Consider the following 20,130-nt stretch of genomic DNA (forward strand, 5'->3'; position numbering starts at 1 on the left):
GAAAGGATTTAAGTTATGACTTTATCGGGTAAAAGAATATCCAAAGGAATAGGCATTGGAGAAGTTCTTTGTATTAGGAAAAATTTTGACAAAATGGTAAGTAGAGAAAAAATTGACTTTTCTCAGATTGATAGTGAGATATCAAAATTCAATAAAGCCAAGTCAAAAGCGATTGAAGTACTTAAAGATCTTGAGAGGAAAGCTGTGCTTCAGTTTGGAGATGATAAGAAGGGTATTTTTGAAGGTCAGGTGCTAATCGTTGAAGATGATGAACTTTCTGAGTTTGTAATTGAGTATATTGCAAAAGAAAATTATAGTGCTGCTTATTCTATTTATTTAGCATTTGAAGATTTGGTTAAAAGTGTAGAAGATTATAAAGATCCTTATTTAAAAGAAAGAGCGTCTGATTATAAAGACATTAGGAATAGATTAATTTCTACTGTTTTAGGTCAAGTAACCGATTTTTCTGAAGTTAATAAAGATATCATTCTTGTTACCGAGGAATTAACCCCATCTGATACCATGCAATTTGATTTAAATTATGTTAAAGGGTTTTTAACTGCAGTTGGGGGAGAGACTTCTCATGCTGCTATTTTGGCAAGAACAATGGGACTTCCGGCGCTGGTGATGTCTTCTTTAGATATTGATTCGTTAAAGGATGGTGACAAAATAGTTATTGATGGAATATCTTCTATTGTTATTAAAAATCCTTCTTCTGATGAGCTTAATCTTTATGAGGGTAAGATATTACGTCAATTAGAAATGGAAAAAGAACTTTTTTCTTTAAAAGATAAAGATGCCGAAACAAAAGACGGTATAAGAGTGGCTTTAAAGGCAAATATTGGAACGCCTGTTGATATTTCCTATGTTAATAAATATGGCGTTGAGGGAATAGGCCTTTTTAGGACTGAATTCTTATATATGAAATCTTTACAACCTCCAACAGAAGATGAGCAGTTTGAAGCTTATAAGAGAGTTTTAGATACAATGGAAAAAAAAGGTGTTGTTACTATTCGTACTCTTGATGTTGGTGGGGACAAGGAAATTCCTTATCTTAATTTTGAAAAAGAAGAGAATCCTTTTTTGGGTTTTCGTGCGCTTAGAATGTACAAGGAATATGAAGATTTAATTCAAACGCAATTTAATGCTATTTTTAGAGCTAGTCATTATGGAAAGATAAGAGTAATGGTCCCTATGCTTACTAGATATGAAGAGATTGAAACAATAGAATATTTTGTTAATAATGCAAAGAATAATTTGAAGTCCAGAAGTTTACCGTTTGATGAAAATTTGGAAGTGGGTTGCATGATAGAAGTTCCTTCTGCAGCTTTAATTTCGTCTAAACTTGCTAACAGATTGAGGTTTTTTAGTATAGGGACTAATGATTTAACCCAATATGTTTTAGCTGTTGATCGTGGTAATCAGAAAATATCAAATTTATATGACAAGTATAATCCTGCCGTGTTGAAATTGATCAAAAAGGTTCTTGAAGATGGAGTTAGCTCTGGGATTGATGTGTCTGTTTGTGGTGAGCTTGGGGGAGATGATGCTGGAGCTTTAGTTCTTGTAGGTCTTGGATTTAGATCTTTGAGCATGATTCCTAGTGCTACACTTAAGGTTAAGTATTTGCTTAAAAAGTATACAATAATGGAATTGGAAGAATTGGCAAATAAGGTTTTAAATAGTGATTCCGAACAAGAGACTTTAAGTTATTTTGATAAATTTATAGGAGATTAGTTATGGGGTTTTTAGATTTTTTTAAAAAAACCGCTACATTGGATTTGATTGCTCCGATTAGTGGGAAAGTAATGTCAATTGATAAGGTTCCTGATGAAGCGTTTGCCGAGAAGATAGTTGGTGATGGAATTGCAATTCTTCCAACAAGTGATGAATTGTTAGCGCCTTGTGATGGTAAAATAGGTAAAATTTTTAAAACTAATCATGCTTTTAGTCTTGAAACTAAAGAGGGCATTGAAATTTTTGTTCATTTTGGAATTAATACTCTTAATTTGAATGGCAAGGGTTTTACAAGAGTTGCTGAGGAAGGCATGAATGTTAAACAAGGCGAAGTTATTATTAGGCTTGATCTTGAATATTTGAAAGAGCATTCGGAGTCAGTTATTACTCCGGTTGTCATTGCAAATTCTGATGAGGTTTCAAGTATAGAATATTCTTTTGGAAGGCTTGAAAATGAGTGTGAATATATTTTATTGTCGTCAACTGCCTTGACAGAAGAAATTAGACATAAAATATCTCAAACAAAGCCCGTTGAAGCAGGTAAAGATTTAGTATTGCGAGTCAAAAAGTAAAAAGAGAGAGTTTTAAACTCTCTCTTTTTTTCTTAATTATAACAAATCTTTTTCTAGAAGTTCGTTTATTATGTTTATAAATTTTCCTGGATTTTTGCTTGGCATTCCTGAAGTTAGCATAGCTTCTTCAAAAAGAAGAATACTTATTTTTTCTAATTTTTCAGGTTCTAAGGTTTTTAAATTTTTGACGATTTTATTATTAGGGTTTAATTCAAGTATTGGTTTAATTTCTTTTACTTCTTGTCCCATTGATATCATGATTTTTTGCATTTGATAAGTTGGATCATTGCTATCAACTATTATTGCCGAAGGTTCTTTTATCAATGTTGCTGATAGATTTACCTCTTTTATGTGGTCCTTAAGAATTTCTTTTACTTTTGCAAGGGTATCTTTGAATTCTTCTTCAATTTTTTTGAAATTTTCATCTTTTAATTCATTGCTAGTTTCATTTTTGTTTATTGCTTTTAGTTTTAATCCTTCGTATTCTGGGATTAGATTTAAAATAGCTTCATCAAGTTCGTCGTCCATGATTAGAATTTCAAATCCTTTTTCTTTATAAGCATTTACGATTGGATTTTCTTTTAATATATTTTCTTTACCACCTGTTATATAGTAAATGCTTTTTTGGCTTTCATTCATTCTTTCTTTGTAATCTTTAAAAGATACAAATCCATCAACGTTTGAAGATTTGAATCTTATTAGTGAAATAAGCTTTTCCCTATTTTCAAAATCAGAATAAACGCCCTCTTTAATGCATCTTCCAAATTCTTTAGAAAAGTCTGAAAATTTTTCAGGATTTTTCTTGCTGAGCTTTTCAAGTTCGCTTAGAATTTTTTTTACAGAAGATGATTTTATTTTAGACAAGATTTTGTTTTGTTGTAAAATCTCTCTACTTACATTTAGCGGTAAATCTTGACAGTCTATTACTCCTTTTATAAATCTTAGATAGTTTGGAAGCAAGCTGCCTTCAGAGTCTGTAATAAAGATTCTATTTATAAATAGCTTTACTCCAGGTTTAGTGTTTGGGTAATATAAATCATAAGGAGCTTTGTTTGGGATATAGAATAAGCTAGTATATTCTAAATTTCCTTCAGCTTTTGTGTGAATATGTATTAGTGGATTTTCATAGTCAAAGGTTGTATTTTTATAAAATTCGTTATATTCTTCCGCTTTAATTTCACTTTTATTTTTTGTCCAAAGAGCAGTGGTTTCATTTAATTTTTCTTCTTTTTCTTCTATTCCCTCTTGTTTACCATCCTTCATTATGGGTTCGCTGTATTTTATGTAAATAGGATAATTTATGTGATTTGAATATTTTTTAATAATTTCTTGAATTTTCCATTTATTGGCATATTCAAGTCCTTCTTTATTAAGATAAAGCTTTATTTCTGTGCCTGGTTCTTCTTTGTTTGATTTTTCTATTTCATATCCCGTTTTACCGTCGCTAGACCAAATGTAAGCGTCATTTTCTAGAGCTTTTTTTGATATAACTTCTACTTTTTCTGATACTATGAATGCACTATAAAATCCAACTCCAAATTGGCCAATTAGACCTGCAGATTTTTTTTCATCTTGTTTTAAATTGTTAATAAATTCTTTGGTTCCTGATTTTGCAATTACACCAAGATGATTAGTTAAATCTTGTTCATTCATTCCAATCCCATTATCTTTTATTAGGATGCTTTTATCGTCAAAGGTTATTTCTATTTTTGGCTCTAGAACAATGTTTTTGAATTTTTCATTTGTCAAGTTTAAAAACTTGAGTTTATCAATAGCGTCAGACGCATTTGATATTAATTCCCTTAAAAATATTTCCTTATGGGAGTAAAGAGAGTGTATGATTAAATAAAGTAAATCATTCACTTCTGTATCAAATTGTTTTTTCATGCAATTTTTCCTTTTCAATTTAATCTTTACTTTTTTTATAATATAACATAATCTAAAAATAATGAATAAAGCAATTTGTTAAAATAGAAAATTAGAATCAAGGAGAATGTGTTGGATATAGGAATTTATGGTCTTGGTGTTATGGGTGGTAATTTAGCACTAAATATTGCTGATAACGGTTTTAATGTTTCTGTTTATAATAGAGATAGTGAAAAAACTGAAATTTTTGTTAAACAAAATTCTCATAAAAAGATAAGTGGTTTTAAAGATATTGAATCTTTTGTTAAAAGCTTGAAGACTCCAAGAAAAATCATCTTGATGGTGACAAGTTTGGCTGTAGAAAAGGTTATTGAACAAATTTTGCCTTTTGTAGATAAATTGGACGTAATTATTGACGGTGGAAATTCTCATTATAAGAGTACAATGAGACTTGAAAAAGAACTGTTTGCTAAAGACATTTATTTTGTAGGACTTGGAATTTCTGGGGGGGAGAGAGGAGCAAGATTTGGCCCTGCGTTAATGTATGGAGGAAGTAAATCAGCTTATGAAATTCTTGAGCCTATATTAAATAAAATTGCAGCTAGAACTAAAACCAACGATGTTTGTTCGACTTATATTGGAGAAAATGGTTCTGGGCACTATGTTAAAATGATACATAATGGGGTGGAATACGCTGATATGCAACTTATCAGTGAGGTTTATTTTTTCATGAAAAAAGCTTTCAATCTAGATAATTCAAAAATTTCTGAAGTTTTTGAAAAGTGGAATGAGGGGGATCTTTCGAGTTATTTACTAGAAGTAACTTCTAAGATTCTTAGGTATAAGGAAAATAATGAATATTTAGTTGATAAAATTTTAGATATTGCAAATCAAAAAGGTACTGGTGTTTGGACTTCTATTGATGCTCTTGAATCTAATATGCCTGTGAATTTAATTGTTGAATCTGTTTTTTCAAGATTTATGTCGGGGTTAAAACACGAAAGGATTATTGCTAGTGATTTGCTCAAGATGGATACCGTCTCTTTTGAGTTTGAGCTTAGTGATTGGATTTTGGATCTTTATTATGCTCTTTTAGTTTCAAAAGTAGTAGCTTATGCTCAAGGTTTTATGATGCTTAAGACCGCATCTGCTAATTATAGTTGGGATTTGAATTTGGGTAAAATTTCTTTAATTTGGAGAGAGGGCTGTATTATTCGCAGTAGTTTTTTAGATAAAATTAAATTAGCTTATGATAAAAATCCCCATCTTATTAATTTACTTTTTGATGATTATTTTTTAGATTTATTAAAAAATCATCACAAATCTTTGAGAAGAATAATTTCAAAAGCTAGTGAGATTGGAATACCTTTGCCTGCATTTTATGCTAGCCTTTCGTTTTTAGATTCTTATTCTACTAATTATTTACCTTCCAACCTAATTCAGGCACAAAGAGATTTTTTTGGTGCACATTCTTTTGAAAGATTAGATTCAAAACGAGGTGAATTTTTTCATAGTTCTTGGCAATAAATTTAATGAAGCCGTGGTTTAATTTAGAGATAGTACTTAGCGGATACTCCTCCAGCAAAGTTTGCTTTTATGCCTGAGTAAGTTCTGTGGCGCGCTAGTGATCTTGTGTTTGAGATCAATTCTATCGAAGGTGCTATTTTTATACCTATTTCTAAGCTTTCTGTAATGTCATAAAGAATAGCCAATGGAATTCTTATTCCAAATCCTAATTCTATGTTTATTAACTTGGATGTGTGAGACGATAAATTTAGATTTCCTCCTACGCCAATTCCTAAATTTAAATTTTTTATCAAAGATATTGTAAAAATAAAATCGAGTGCTGCTATTGCTAATAAATTAAAATCATAAGATTTTGATTCAAGTTTTAAGCCTGATAGATTTATTCCATTGCTACCACCATATCCTATTTCAAGGTCAACAAAGGGAAATGACATTATTAAGTTAATAATCGGATTTCCAATACTTGCTCCAAAACCAATTCCTCTATTTAAATATGAACCTTTTGCAAAACTGTTTGTAGATATATTTACAATTATAATGAATAGTATAAAAATTTTTTTCACCACTGTCTCCCAAATTTTGTTTTATTATTATAATATTTTATTTTTAAATTTTAAAATAATAGAAACAAGTCTTTGACAATTTAAATTTTGCGTTTAAGATTTTGAACGATTTTTAATTTTCCAATAATATTTTTTTATATTTAAAAAAAAAAGAAGCAATAACTTCTTTTTTTTTTAAATGACTTTATTATTATGCAAGCCAGAATCTCAGTCCTAGACCCGCAAATACTTCCCATCTAAATCCAACGCTATTGCTCCAGATGTTCATTCCAAGTCCTGGTGCTATTCTTAGAAATATGTCAAATTTTTTTCTAGATACTGCAAGATTTAAAGCTAAAGGCAATCTTGCTCCAATACTCATTGGTCCAGATCCTGATTGACTGCCTCCAAATCTTGAAAACCATATTGTTCCATATCCCCCAGCTCCTACTGAGAAATCTAAAATATTAGCAGCTCCTGAAAATGTATATATGTAGAAAATATAGTCGAGTGCTATAAACAGTGTTTTCCAGTCTGAGAATAAATTATTTACTCCGCTGTAAAGACCAATGTCAAAATCAAAGTCTCCTATATTAAACTGTAAAGCGATTGGAAATGGGAGTATGATTCCTGCTCCAAATTTACCTCTTGCAGTTCCTTTTGAATTAGCAAATCCTGAGATTGAGGCTAATGAAATAATAATCAAGATAATAAATATTTTTTTTCTCATTTTTTGTTATCTCCTAAGTGTAATATTCTAGTTTTTAAAACAGTTTAGTTCAATATTTTTTTTATTTAAAAAGTAAAAACTATATCTTAAGAGAGCTTTTTATTCCGATAGAAAAGTTTCCTTTTATTGGAAATAATAAATTTCCATTAGGTAATTGACCAATAAAAATTGATGGTGTTGTTTTTATTATGATTTCAATAATGTCGTAATAAGCTTCATATATTATGCCTATAGGCAAACCTGCTCCAATTTTATAGGTAATCCCAGAAAAAACATTTGCTAAATTTGAGTTTGTAATTTGGCCTATTTCAAAAAATAGGCCAGATCCCAAGAAAAAGGTAAAATTTGAATTTTTAATTCTTAAATTTAAGAATATATAGTCAAAATATGTTTTAAATAAAAATATTATTGATGATTTTGGAAAAAATTCTGAGACACTCAATATTGTTATTCCTATTCCAATATCAAAGTTATTAATGCTGAATTCTATTGCAGTAGGATAAGGGAGGATAAAGCCAAATTTTATTTTAGTCTTTGTTTTAAAATTGTCTATTTTTATACTATTTGAACTGTTTTTAGATTTTTCGTTTGTAAAAATATTCTCAACATTGAAAAATAATACAGTTATTATTAATAATTTTAGTAATTTGTTTTTACTTTGCATTACTATCTTTTTTGTGCGAGATTTAAATTAAACTACAGCCTTATGTTTAAATTATAAGATAGAATTCTGTCTTTTTATTATTTATTAGCAATTAAATTTTATTAATTTCTGATTTGTATTTATCAATATATGAGGTAATATTAATTTTGACGCTAGTATTCTATTTGCGATTTAAGTTGCATTTAAAGGGGCTTTTATGGACATGGGTTTAGATATACAAGATTCTTTAAGTCAGTATCTTTTATTTAGTTTGGACGAACTTTATGCTATTGAGATTAAATATGTTGTTGAGGTTTTGGAATATACTAAGATATCGAAAATTCCAAGGACTCCTAGTTACATGGCAGGAATAATAAATAATAGAGGCAAAATAGTTCCAATAATTGACATTCGAAAACAATTTGGAATGAGTGACCGTGTTATTGATGAGGATAATAAAAAGAGAAATAAGGGAGTTGATATTTCAAATATTATTATATTGACTTTAGCTTACGAGGGAGATGAATTTAATCTTGGAATTTTAGTAGATTATGTTAATGAAGTTCTTGAATTAGATCCATCTAGTATTGATGATGCTCCTAAGATTGGATCAGGGTTTAATTCAAAATTTATTTCAGGAATTGGTAAGAGCAATGATAAGTTTATTATTATTTTAGATGTAGAAAATTTATTTGATGTTAGAGAGCTTTCTAAGTTTAGAAATACAACAATATATGACCCCGAGTATCAGCAGCAATAGGAGTTTTAGCCATGATTTATAGGCCAGAAGGAGAACTTGTAATCAATAGTATTTTTAAGGTAAAAGAAGATTTGTTGCATATTTTTAAAAAAATGAAAGAGGGAGATACTCTTACCATTGATCTTTCAAATGTTGAAAAGATAGATATTACTTTTATACAAATTTTGTATGCATCCAATAAATATGCTAAGAATAGAAATTTATTTGTAAAGATTGAGTATCCATCTGATGAAGTTTTAAGTTCGCTAATATATGGAGGATTTTTAATAGATATTGAAGATGTTGATAGTTTTGATTTGGGGCTTAATTTGATTGGATTTTAGATTTAAGGAAAGCTTATGGATAGTAGTGATGTGATTGATAAATTTAAGAATTCCTTTAAGGAAGAGTCAATAGAGAATATTTCAGACATTGAGCAAGCGCTTCTTAATCTTGAGGTAAGCTCAGACCAGGAAACTATTAATTCTATTTTTAGAAATTTACATACCATAAAGGGAAGTTCTGGTATGTTTGGTTTTAATTTTACAGCATCGCTTGTCCATGAAATAGAAACAGTTCTTGATGTTGTAAAAGATGGTAGGGCTGCTTTTAGTCAATCCGTTATTGATGCTACCTTAATGTCGGTTGATTTTGTTAGAGAGCTTATAGAAGGCGATGAGGTAATTTCTGAGATTGATTTTAATAAACGCAAGCAGTTGTTAGTAAATGGAATTAAAAATGTTTTTGAAGCTTCTAATGTTGGGAGAGGGGGGTCTTTTCAAGAATCTGTAGAAAATGATTTTCCAAAGTCTGGTAACAGTTCTGTTTTAGAAGAATTTGTTAATGCTGATCTGGGTAATAAGTTTGATGATGAGGCTTTGAGATCTGAATTTAAGACCTACAAAATTCTTTTTTCTCCTGCAAGGGGTATTTTATTTCATGGGCATAAGCCTATAAATTTATTGAGCAAGTTGATTGATTTGGGTAGTGGCCATGTCAAAGCTAAAGTAGACAACATCCCTGATTTAGAGCTTATTTCTCCTGATAATGTTTATGTTAATTGGGAGATAAGGTTAGATACAGAAGAGAGTAAAGAGAGCATTGAGGATGTTTTTTTATTTTTAGATTCTCAGTCAAAAATTGATATTCAAGAATTAGACAAATGTTTTGAAATGCCTGATAAAAGTAATAATGTAGGGTTTAAAAATTCTAATTTTTTGCTTTCAGATAGAGATGCTAAAGATTCTCTTAATTCTTTATCTAAAAAATCAAAATTTGTTGAGAAGTCCGGTTTTAATGGAGAGAAAAATAGATCTAATAGCCAAGATGATGCTGTTAGAAGTAAGGTAAATATTGCTAGTATTAAGGTAGATTCTAAAAAGCTTGACCATTTGGTGAATCTTGTTGGAGAACTTGTTACAATACAATCAAAACTTTCAAAAGAGGCTGAAAATAGAAATAGTAATATTTTAAATTCAATATCAGCAGAATTTTCTTTGCTAATTAATGAACTTAGGGATTATACAACAGGGCTTAGAACAGTACCTATTGAGATTTTGTTTGTAAAATTTCAAAGGATAGTAAAAGACTTGTCAGCTAGCCTTGGTAAGTCAATTCTTTATCATGCTTATGGTGGTGATACTGTTCTTGATAAGAGTATTATTGAAAAGCTTAATGAACCTTTGGTTCATTTAATTCGAAACTCAATTGATCATGGAATTGAATCTTCTAAAGAAAGAGAGGAATTGGGCAAGGATCCTAAGGGAATTATTAAACTTTCAGCTTATCAATCCGGGGATTCTGTTATTGTTATTATTGAAGATGATGGGAGAGGTCTTGATAAGAATAAAATACTTGAGAAGGCTATAGAGCGCAATATAATTTCCGACGCAGTTGCCAAGACCCTCTCAGATGTTGACGTTTATAATTTGATTTTTGAGCCCGGATTTTCGACTGCAAATTCTATTACCGATATATCAGGTCGTGGAGTTGGTATGGATGTTGTTAGAAAGCAGGTTGAGTCTTTAAGAGGGCATGTTGTTCTTGAAAGTGAGCTTGGTAAATATACTAGAACTAAATTAATCTTTCCGTTGACTTTGGCTATTATTGAGGGCTGGCTTGTCAGAGTTAAAGACGAGCACTTTATTGTGCCTCTTTCTAATGTCGAGTCTTGTTTAGAATCTAGTAAGTTAATTTCTCAAATAGATGGCGTTGAGGCTAAAAGTAACGTAATGGATTATAGGGGCAGTATGATTAGTTTTATTAGACTTAGGGAGTTTTTTCAAGTTTCTAGCGAGAAGAGTTCTAGTGAGCAAGTTGTTGTTGTGAATACAAATAGTGGAAAAATGGGTATTGTGGTTGACGAAGTTTTAGGTCAGCATCAGACTGTTATAAAAGCTTTAGGTAAAATTTATTCTAGAGTAGAAGGGGTTTCTGGAGCTACTATACTTGGTGATGGAAGTTTAGCTTTAGTTATTGATATAGATGCAATAACTAAGCTTGTAAGATGAGAAATTGAAAATACAGATTTTTGTTTTTAAAGGTTGCAAAGTATTAAAATATAATAATGAAGATATTAGTAATTGATATTCAGGGTCTTATAAAGCAAGTTTTTGTTAGAGCTTTTTCTAAGGATAATGATGTTGAAATATTAAATGCAGGTTTTAATTCTTTAAATCTTATTAATGTATTTTTACAAAAGTTTCCAGATTTAGTTATTATTGATGAGAATACGGCAAGATCTAATTTTGGAAGTTCTTTAAACGATGTTCTTAACAATATATCTCTTCCGGTTGTATTTATTGCTCAAAATGAAATGTCACCAAATTTTGGGTATCTTGAGCAAAGTAAAGAAAAAGTTAAATTAATAATAAATAAGCTTAATTTTAAGCTTACAGTTGATTTGTTTCGTAGTAAGTATTTAGATTTAATAAAGTTGGAGTTGAAGAATCTAGGCAAGAATAAATTAATATCTTCTTTTGAAGCTAAAAGGATTCATGCACCAGATTTTGTTAGTCATTCTAAAGTAGGGTTTAGAGAAAATAGCTTAGATGATTCAAGTATAAGAAAAAGTTATAGAGTTTCTGATGTTATTAATTTTGCCCCCAAAAATGATCCGGATGTTGTTATTAAATATCAAGGTCTTTTAAATAAACATAAAACGGGCAAAATTATTGTTGTGGGCTCTTCAACAGGCGGTACAGAGGCTTTAAGAATTTTTTTAAGGTCTTTTAGAAAGGATTCTCCTCCAATTATTATTGTTCAACACATGCCAGGAGGATTTACAAGATCTTTTGCAAAAAACTTAAACAATGAATTTAATATTGATATTAAAGAAGCTGAGAATGGAGATATTCTTCGTCCAGGTCTTGTAATAATTGCTAATGGAAGTTATCATTTGATTGTAAAGTATGGTAGTGGAAATTATTTTGTAAACTTATTAGATGGACCTCTTGTTAGTAGGCATAAGCCTTCTGTAAATGTGCTTTTCAGGTCTGCTGCAATGTATGCAGGCTCTAATGCTATTGGAGTTATTCTTACAGGCATGGGAGATGATGGTGCTATTTGTATGCTTGAAATGAAAAAAAATGGAGCTTATACTATTGCTCAAGACCAGCAAACCTCTGTTGTTTTTGGTATGCCAATGGAAGCCATAAAAATAGGAGCTGTAGACAAAATCCTTCCTTTAAGTAAGATAGCTGATCATGTCCTAAGGAGATCTTAGTAATGGATAATGAGAATAATGGTTTTTTTGACGCTAATGATTGTTTAGCAACCTTATTTTATAAACTTGAATCTTTTGATGAGAATGCAAGGCATATTTATTCAAACTTAAGCAAATCAATTCCTAAGTTAATAGAAAAAATTTCTAAAGATTCAAAGGACTTGTCTTTTAGTATTGACTTAATTTCTAATCTTGATATTGATAATGACACTTCTTTGAACAATTTCATAGCTAAGATTATAGGTGCATTAGATGATTTTGTTGCTTACTTCAATTCTTCAACAACTTCTCTTGAATCTCAATTTAGCATCATAAGAGGTAAGGTTAAAGATATAGAAATACTTGAAGATGTGATTGAAAGAATGAAAAAAAGCTCTCTTGATATGGAAATAATGTCTATTAATACGCTAACAGTTGCTATGAGGGCCGGTAAAGCTGGAGGAGCCTTTTCTTATATTACTAGTGAGATTAAGGTTTTGACTCAATCTATGATCAAACAAGCAGATCAACTTACTAGCAAGGGGCGTGAAGTTAAAATTGGTCTAGATAGGGCTAAAAATCAGGTATATGAGAGCAATACTGCTGAAAATAAAATTCTTGAAGAATTTAGAGATAATTTAATGAAAAAGATAGATGCCTTTTCAGATGGAGTAGGAAGTGTTATTGCTCTTTATGATGATATTTTAAAAGTTCTATTAGAATTTAAATTTAAACTTGTAAATTCGATTTCTTATCTTCAGTTTCAAGACAGATTAACTCAATCTTTGCAGCATTTGAATATTATGTATTCTAATATCGATGTTTTTAAATTTAGAGATATAAGCGAGGTTCAAAAGTTAAAAATTTTATCAGTTTTTACTGATACATCAAAAGTTATAGTAAAAGATGTTCTTGAAAAGCTTGAGAAAAATTATATTGTTTTTGAAAAATTTATTGATGCTTCTCTTAGCTCTATTCAAACTATTAACGATTTAAGGTCTGATAATTCCTTATACATAGACATTCCTAAAATAATAGAGCAATTTTCTAGTATTTTGTCTGACCTGCTTAGAAGAATTGATGATGTTGAAAAAAATAATTCTAATTTTTTGAGTTTATATTATGAACAGGTTAAGCTTATAAAATCATTAGAGTTAATGTTTTCAAATATTTCAGCTATTTCTGCTAGATTCCAAAATATTAATATAGCTTCAAAGATAGAGGTTGTCAAAAGACCAGAACTTGAAGCTATGGAGGGAAATATTTCAGAAATGTCTAAAATTATCAAAGAAATTGATTCTAATATTACTAAGGGAATAGAATTTTTAGATCAAATAATTTTTTTTCTTGAAAAAGTTGTTAAGGATTATGACAATAGATTTTATCTTGAAAAAAACTATTTTAATAAGTTTAAAAAATTATTTATGGAAATTAAAAATGATATTCTTGATATTAAGAATATAGCTATTGACAATATTTTGTCTTATGAAGTTTTTTCAATTGAATTTATGGAAATATTTGAAGAAATGAAATTAGAAGTCTACAATGTTAGGAATTTAAAAAAATCTCTTTTAGATATAGATAACTTTTTAAGCAATATGGAAAGCAAGATAAATTTTAATCTTAACTTAGAACTATCTAAAGTTGGGATTCAATCTGTTGAGATTGAAGATAAGGAATTTGTTAACAGGATTGCTAATCGATTTACTTTATTTGTTCATAAAAAACACTTATTATCTTTGATAGAAGAGGCTAAGGATATTCATTCTTTTGATGAGGGTAGTGTAATTTTGTTTTAATTTTTATATACTTTTCAGGAGGGTTTTAGGAGAAAATTAGATGAAAAAAAGAATTTTGGTTATTGATGACAATAGGGCAATAAGGCAAAGTGTTGCTTATATTCTAGAGCAAAATGGTTTTGGAGTGCTAGAGGCAAAAGATGGTTTAGAAGGAGTGTTAAAGTTTAAAGAAGCAGTTGGGCAAGGAGATAAAGATTTTGACCTTGTTATTACAGATATAAACATGCCCAATTTAGATGGCATTGGTGTAATTAAACAGATAAGAGAATTTGGCAGCTTTGTTCCCATACTCGTTCTTACCACTGAATCTGAGCAATCTAAGGTTGATGAGGGTCGTAAAGCTGGAGCTACTGGTTGGCTTGTTAAGCCTTTTAATCCTGAGGCTTTAATGAAAACAATTTCAAAGATATTTTAAATTTTTATTTTCAATCAATTTGTAGGCTTTAAAGTTTCATTATAAATTAAAACGATTTTCAATATGTTATTTTAGAATAAAGATAGGATATTAAAAGGATATTTTATCTTTAATGTGGTAATAGCTAAATTGTATTAACCACAAAGGATAAGATCAAATTTTTAATTTGTGAACATACTGTGGATAAAGCAAATTGTTTGCTTAGAAGAAGTGATTATTAAATTGTAATGTTTTGATAATTTTTAAGTTTATAAAAAAGTAATTAGAATACCGGTAGTCGGAGTCGAACCGACACGAAGTTGCCTCCATCAGATTTTGAGTCTGACGCGTCTACCAATTCCGCCATACCGGCATAACTTTTATTTTACTATAACAGTGCCCAAAAAATCATTATTTTTGTTGAAAACTTTTTCTAAGTTTTCAATATTATTTCCATTTACTACATAAAGGGTAAGTCCAAGTTTTGAAGAGAGTTTTGTTGCTATTGGGTCAAAAGGCAAATTTAAGCCAGGGTTCCATTTTTGACCCACAATGTCTTGCAATTGTTTCCAATTTAATTTTTTAAAAGCTGTTGCGTTTTTAAATTTTTTTGGGTCTTTATCATAAACTTGATTTACGTTTGTTATATTTATGATATCTTTTTTGTTAAATTTTTCTGCAAATTTTACGGCAATGTAATCTGTTGAAAATCCCGATTTCCATCCAGAAGCGATTAGTATTTTTCCTTTAAAAGAAAAATTTTTTAAGGGGTTAGTAACAATTTTGTCTTTACAAAGGGGTTTCATTACTTTGCACAAAAATTCTGCGTTTAACTTTGTTGACATTATTCCAATTTCATCAAGTTCATGAGCTTGAAAATCAGGGTTAATTTTTTTATAGGCGTCTTGGTATTCTCTTGCAACTTTTCCTCCACCAACTATTAAAATGATTTTTCTTTTTTCATTTTCTAGTAACCATTTAAAAAGAAAGTTTTTAAATTTTTTAATGAATTCTATGTTGATTTGATTTGAATTTATTACTCCTCCCCCAAGACTTATTATTTTAAGCATTCAAGTTCCTTGTTTAGATTAATGGTTTTTAAATTTTTCACTTTTAATAATATAGCAATTTCTGTTAAACTTTTCATTAAAAATAAGTTTAAAACAATACAAACTCGTTAATTATATATTACAATTTAATTATTATGCAAAGAATTAAAAGAATTTATTGTTAAGTGTTTTAGCGGTAGTTTTACTTAGCAGTTTTTATTTTGGAGGATATTGTGCATAAGTATAAAGTTTCTGTTATTATTTGTTTTTTTAATTCAGCTGAAACTCTCGATACAATAATAAAGGATGCTGTTAATCAAACATTAAAAGATAAAGAAATCATATTGATTAATGATGGTTCTTATGATAGCAGTTTAGAGATAGCGGAAAAATATGTTAATAAGTATAGTTTTATTAAACTTTTTAGCCAGAAAAATATGGGACTTCCCGCCTCTAGGGATAAGGGTCTTTCTGAGGCCCAGGGGGAATATGTTATTTATTGGGATGGAGATGATTCTGTAGAGAGCACTATGCTTGAAGTTTTATATAATAGGGCAAAGGCAGACAATTCCGATATTGTTTGTTCTCAATTTTATGTTTATTTTCTTGCAATAAATGTAAAAAGAAAATCTCTTCTTCCTTTTCCTAATTACCCATTAACAGGTAAAGAGGCTTTTAAAAACTTGCTTTGTACTGTTTATGCTACTTTTGGAAGGAAGAATTTTGTTGTTGGAACATTATGGGATAAATTGATTAGACGAGAATTAATCTTAAAGAACAATATTTATCAGCAAAATGTGGTATTTGAAGATATAGTTTTTGTTATGCAAGCTTTACTAAAATCCTCTAAAGTTTCTTTTGTAAATAATTATTTTTATACTAATTTTCAAAGAATGGGAAGTATGAGCTCTTCTATTAGTGTTTTGCATAAAGCGCAATTATCTCTTAGCACAATAGAAAATTTATTAAAAAGAGAAGGCATTTTTAATGAATGTCAACATTTGTATAAAAGATTTTACTTACAATTTTATTATTTTATTTCTTTTAAGCAGATTTATATTATTAGTTGGAATATTTCTGACAAGCTTGTTTATAATGCATACAAGAAAAAGCTTATTTCTGTTCTTGATGAGATTAAAGGATTGCCTGAATTTCAAGATTGTTATGAGTATGCAAAAAGTTTTGGATTTAACGAAATCCAAATTTTGCCTAGAGTTATGCTAAAGATTTGGAATTTTAGTTCAAGACTTTATGTAAATTTTTCTATATTTATTTATAAATTATTCATAAGAAATTGAATTTACCTTTTTGGTTTAATTGTTTTTTTCATATTTTGATTTTTAATATTAAGGGGTGTGTATGCTTATTGAAGCACTTAATGTAGGATTTTCCTATAAGGGAAAAGAAGTTTACTCGAATTTAAATTTAAACATTAAAACTCCTCAAACTTATTTGCTTCTTGGCAAAAATGGAGTTGGAAAAACAACTTTGCTTAAACTTGTAAGTGGGCTTTTAGAGCCACTAAAAGGGAAAGTTTTGTTCAATTCTTTAGCAGCTTTTCCAAGAAATCCTTTGAATTTAGTTGATTTATTCTTTGTTCCTGAAGAATTTTCACTTCCTAGATTGTCTTTAGCTGAATACAGTAAAGCTCTATCTAGATTTTACCCAAATTTTAATAAGGCAGATTTTGAAAAATATTTATCGAATTTTAATCTTAATACCTCTCTCAATTTATCTTCAGCGTCTTTTGGGCAGAGAAAAAAAAGCATTATTTCATTTTCTTTAGCTACAAATGTTTCTTGTTTATTGTTTGATGAGCCAACAAATAGTCTTGATATTAGTTCAAAAAATGTTTTTAGAAATGTGCTTTCTAATTTAAATGATAGAGTTATTTTAATTACAGGTCATAATGTAAGAGATTTAACAGGAGTTGTAGATTATTTGATTATTGTTGGAGAAAAATCAATACTTTTTTCCAATTCAATATCTTATGTTAATAAAAACTATAAGATTAGAATTGTAAGCGAATTGAATGGAAGTGAATTATTCTATGAAAAAAATAAAGATGGGTTTAAGGCGCTTTATCTTGAGAGTAGCAGTGGGGTTGAAGTTGTTGATATTGAGTTTTTCTTTTTATATATTACAGAAAATAAAAAGGAGAGGTAATAAAAGATGTTTAGATTAAGAAGATTTTTAAATTTATTTTATTTTGATTTTATTTATAATAAAAAATTCTATGCTTTATTAATAGCTCAAATTTTGGGTATGATATTTATATCTTATTTGCTTGTTAGATTTTATTTTAATTTTTCAGCAACTGATTTTTTAAGATTTATTGCTCCTAAAATTTTTATTTTAACTTTGATTATATCAATGTTTGCTATTTATGATTATTATAAAGTAATTCACGATCCGTTTAAAAATATTCTTTATTTTTCTTTACCTGTTTCAAGCTTTGAACATTATTTTTTCAATTTAATTAAATATTTGATTGCATTACCTTTGATTTTAATATTTTTATATTATTTAGGGTTTAATATTCTTTTGTTTCTAGATAATGTGTTTTTTTTAAGAAGCGAGAATGCTGTTTATTTGGAATTAAGCTATCTTTCTGATTTTTTATTTTTTCGTTATTTTGATTTTTTGTCCATTTTTTCAATCTTTATTTTTTTTAGAATAGCTTTTAAAACACATTCTTTTGTTAAGACTTTAATAGTGTTTTTAGGAACTGTCTTTTTATTGTTTTCTTTTACATCTTTTTTCCATTCGGTTTTTAAATATTCACCGTGTTCTTCGGATTTAATTTTTTATTTTGATAGATTTTTGGACGATCTTTTTTTAAAAATGTTTTACAGTTTAGGATTTTTTTTGTATTTAGCATCATATTTCAAGATAGTGGAGTTTGGAAGTGTTAGGAAAAAGGGCAATTTATTTGCTATTGTAGGATTTTTAATATTTTTAGTAATGTTTAATTATTATTATTTAACCAAAGGTTCATTTTATTGCTTTGTAAATTATAATTAAAACAGTTTAAAAGGCTTAAGATTGAAGATTTTAAAATAGATTCATAGACTTGGTGTTAATGATTTTTAATTTTGTTCTAAATTAATATTTTTATATGCTTTGATGAAGTAAAGTTTTATGTTTTATTTACTTGTTTGTATTTGAGTGTAAGTTTGATAATTTAGAATTTAAAGTTTCAATTTCGGGGTGTTCAATGAAAAAAAACTTAAAGATTTTAGTAATAACAGGGGGTGTAATTTCTGGGATTGGTAAAGGGGTTACATCAGCGAGTATTGCAAGGTTATTTAGATATGACTTTAGGATTACTCCAATTAAATGTGATGGATATTTAAATACTGATCCTGGAACGATTAATCCTGTTGAGCATGGAGAAGTTTTTGTGCTTGATGATGGAGGAGAGGTTGATATGGACTTTGGTCATTATGAGAGATTTTTAAATCTTAATGCAAAGTCTAGTTGGAATATTACAATGGGCAAAATATATAAAAAGATACTTGAGAATGAGCGACAGGGTAAGTATTTGGGAAGAACAGTGCAGCTTATTCCTCATGTTACTGATGAAATTAAGTCTACAATTTTTCAAATTGCAAGTTCTGAAAATAGTGAAATGTTGATAATTGAAATTGGTGGAACTGTGGGAGATATGGAAAATATTTTGTTTATTGAGACAGTAAGGCAAATAAGACATGAGATTGGAAGCGATAATATTTCTTTTATTCATTTAACTTATGTGCCAAGTCCAGCCGGAATTAACGAACAAAAATCTAAGCCTACTCAACAAAGTGTTAAAACTTTAAATAAAGCGGGTATTTTCCCCGATTTGATTATTGCTAGAAGTTCTCAAGTATTGACAGACCAAATCAAAAAAAAAGTAGCAATGTTTTGTAACGTAGAGAGTACCTCTATTATTGATAATGTTGATGTTTCTACTATTTATGAAATTCCTATATCTTTTTACAAGCAAGGTGTGCATAAAATTTTAAGCTCTAAGTTAGGCATTAAGGTTGATCCAAAAATCGAAGAGCTTTCAAAGCTTGTAGGGGTTATAAAATCTAATTTTTTTGCACCTAAAAAAATTGTTAATATTGCTATTTGTGGTAAATATGCTGAGCTTGATGATTCTTATGCGTCAATTAGAGAGTCTTTGGTTCATGTTGCAGCTAATTTGAATTTACTTATTAAAAATACTCTAATTGATTCTAATGACATAAATGAAAGCTGTTTAAAAGAGTTTGATGGCATTATTGTTCCTGGTGGTTTTGGGAGTAAAGGATATGAGGGTAAAATTCTTGCTATTAAATACGCTCGTGAGAATAATATCCCTTTTCTTGGAATTTGTTTGGGTTTACAGCTTGCTGTAATAGAGTTTGCTCGTAATGTTTGCGGAATACTTGATGCTAATACGGAAGAAAATTTAGAAAAAGATGAGCCTTTGGTAAATCCTGTTATACATTTACTTCCTGAGCAAAAGGGAATTAAAGATAAGGGTGCTACAATGAGACTTGGAGGATATCCTGTGATTCTTAAAAAAAACACAGTAGCTTTTAATCTCTATGGCCAAGACAGGATAACTGAAAGATTTAGACATAGGTATGAAGTTAATAATGATTATTTAGATTTATTTGAAAAAAATGGACTTGTAGTATCTGGATTTTCAAGTGATTTTAAAATGGCAAAATTAATAGAAATTCCTAAAAATAAATTTTTTGTAGCTTGTCAATTTCATCCAGAACTTATTACAAGAATAGAAAATCCAGCTAAGCTTTTTTTGGGATTAATTAAAGCTTGCATTTGAGTTTTTTATT

The 20,130-nt window shown here is 29.0% G+C and carries 18 protein-coding genes and 1 tRNA gene; 13 read left to right on the top strand and 6 right to left on the bottom strand.

What is annotated here, in order from left to right; translation table 11 throughout:
- Positions 1-15 precede the first annotated feature (15 nt).
- On the top strand, positions 16-1,737 hold the full coding sequence (locus OY14_02760) for a phosphoenolpyruvate-protein phosphotransferase (protein ID AJA90358.1): 1,722 nt from the start codon (positions 16-18) through the stop codon (positions 1,735-1,737).
- 2 nt (positions 1,738-1,739) lie between these two features.
- Positions 1,740-2,309, top strand: a complete 570-nt coding sequence (locus tag OY14_02765; GenBank protein ID AJA90359.1) for a PTS glucose transporter subunit IIA — start codon at positions 1,740-1,742, stop codon at positions 2,307-2,309.
- Between the two features lie 36 nt (positions 2,310-2,345).
- Here OY14_02765 and OY14_02770 read toward each other — a convergent pair whose 3' ends face one another.
- Positions 2,346-4,196, bottom strand: coding sequence for a molecular chaperone Hsp90 (locus OY14_02770; GenBank protein AJA90360.1), 1,851 nt, complete (start codon positions 4,194-4,196; stop codon positions 2,346-2,348).
- A 111-nt stretch (positions 4,197-4,307) separates the two neighbouring features.
- Between OY14_02770 and OY14_02775 the strand changes: the two genes are divergently transcribed.
- Positions 4,308-5,702, top strand: a complete 1,395-nt coding sequence (locus OY14_02775; protein AJA90361.1) for a 6-phosphogluconate dehydrogenase — start codon at positions 4,308-4,310, stop codon at positions 5,700-5,702.
- Positions 5,703-5,725: 23 nt separating this feature from the next.
- On the opposite strand, the gene OY14_02780 is transcribed toward OY14_02775, so the two are convergent.
- From OY14_02780 to OY14_02790, 3 genes are all read right to left on the bottom strand, one after another.
- Entirely contained in the window at positions 5,726-6,265 is a 540-nt protein-coding gene (locus OY14_02780) for a hypothetical protein (protein ID AJA90362.1), read from the bottom strand.
- A 190-nt stretch (positions 6,266-6,455) separates the two neighbouring features.
- On the bottom strand, positions 6,456-6,974 hold the full coding sequence (locus tag OY14_02785; protein AJA90363.1) for a hypothetical protein: 519 nt from the start codon (positions 6,972-6,974) through the stop codon (positions 6,456-6,458).
- Between the two features lie 79 nt (positions 6,975-7,053).
- Entirely contained in the window at positions 7,054-7,638 is a 585-nt protein-coding gene (locus OY14_02790) for a hypothetical protein (protein ID AJA90364.1), read from the bottom strand.
- 196 nt (positions 7,639-7,834) lie between these two features.
- Here OY14_02790 and OY14_02795 point away from each other — a divergent pair, with 196 nt between their 5' ends.
- Genes OY14_02795 through OY14_02820 form a run of 6 tightly spaced genes read left to right on the top strand, consistent with a single transcriptional unit; the run spans position 7,835 to position 14,273 of the window.
- A complete protein-coding gene (locus tag OY14_02795) occupies positions 7,835-8,377 on the top strand; it encodes a chemotaxis protein CheW (GenBank protein AJA90365.1) in 543 nt (180 codons plus the stop codon).
- Positions 8,378-8,388: 11 nt separating this feature from the next.
- Positions 8,389-8,700 carry a hypothetical protein gene (locus OY14_02800; protein ID AJA90366.1) on the top strand — a complete coding sequence of 104 codons (312 nt, stop codon included), beginning with the start codon at positions 8,389-8,391 and terminating at the stop codon, positions 8,698-8,700.
- 15 nt (positions 8,701-8,715) lie between these two features.
- Positions 8,716-10,866 (top strand): chemotaxis protein CheA, encoded by a 2,151-nt coding sequence (locus OY14_02805; protein ID AJA90367.1) that lies wholly within the window; start codon positions 8,716-8,718, stop codon positions 10,864-10,866.
- A gap of 56 nt (positions 10,867-10,922) precedes the next feature.
- Entirely contained in the window at positions 10,923-12,080 is a 1,158-nt protein-coding gene (locus OY14_02810) for a glutamate methylesterase (protein AJA90368.1), read from the top strand.
- 2 nt (positions 12,081-12,082) lie between these two features.
- Positions 12,083-13,858: a hypothetical protein gene (locus OY14_02815; GenBank protein ID AJA90369.1), complete on the top strand. Its 1,776-nt coding sequence runs from the start codon at positions 12,083-12,085 to the stop codon at positions 13,856-13,858.
- Positions 13,859-13,898: 40 nt separating this feature from the next.
- The gene (locus tag OY14_02820; protein AJA90370.1) at positions 13,899-14,273 is read left to right on the top strand and encodes a chemotaxis protein CheY; all 375 of its coding nucleotides are present in this window, start codon (positions 13,899-13,901) and stop codon (positions 14,271-14,273) included.
- A 268-nt stretch (positions 14,274-14,541) separates the two neighbouring features.
- Here the strand turns inward: OY14_02820 and OY14_02825 are convergent.
- Positions 14,542-14,625 (bottom strand) — tRNA-Leu (locus OY14_02825).
- Positions 14,626-14,632: 7 nt separating this feature from the next.
- Positions 14,633-15,322 (bottom strand): uridylate kinase, encoded by a 690-nt coding sequence (locus OY14_02830; GenBank protein AJA90371.1) that lies wholly within the window; start codon positions 15,320-15,322, stop codon positions 14,633-14,635.
- A gap of 200 nt (positions 15,323-15,522) precedes the next feature.
- On the opposite strand from OY14_02830, the gene OY14_02835 reads away from it, so the two are divergent.
- The 4 genes from OY14_02835 to pyrG all read left to right on the top strand — a co-directional run bounded on the left by OY14_02835 (position 15,523) and on the right by pyrG (position 20,120).
- Positions 15,523-16,599 (top strand): glycosyl transferase, encoded by a 1,077-nt coding sequence (locus OY14_02835; GenBank protein AJA90372.1) that lies wholly within the window; start codon positions 15,523-15,525, stop codon positions 16,597-16,599.
- 61 nt (positions 16,600-16,660) lie between these two features.
- A complete protein-coding gene (locus tag OY14_02840) occupies positions 16,661-17,467 on the top strand; it encodes an ABC transporter ATP-binding protein (GenBank protein ID AJA90373.1) in 807 nt (268 codons plus the stop codon).
- A 6-nt stretch (positions 17,468-17,473) separates the two neighbouring features.
- A complete protein-coding gene (locus OY14_02845; protein AJA90374.1) occupies positions 17,474-18,325 on the top strand; it encodes a membrane protein in 852 nt (283 codons plus the stop codon).
- 193 nt (positions 18,326-18,518) lie between these two features.
- The gene (gene pyrG, locus OY14_02850) at positions 18,519-20,120 is read left to right on the top strand and encodes a CTP synthetase (GenBank protein ID AJA90375.1); all 1,602 of its coding nucleotides are present in this window, start codon (positions 18,519-18,521) and stop codon (positions 20,118-20,120) included.
- Positions 20,121-20,130: the final 10 nt, after the last annotated feature.

Origin of the sequence: Borreliella chilensis, from assembly GCA_000808095.1 — a bacterium.
Lineage (GTDB): Bacteria > Spirochaetota > Spirochaetia > Borreliales > Borreliaceae > Borreliella > Borreliella chilensis.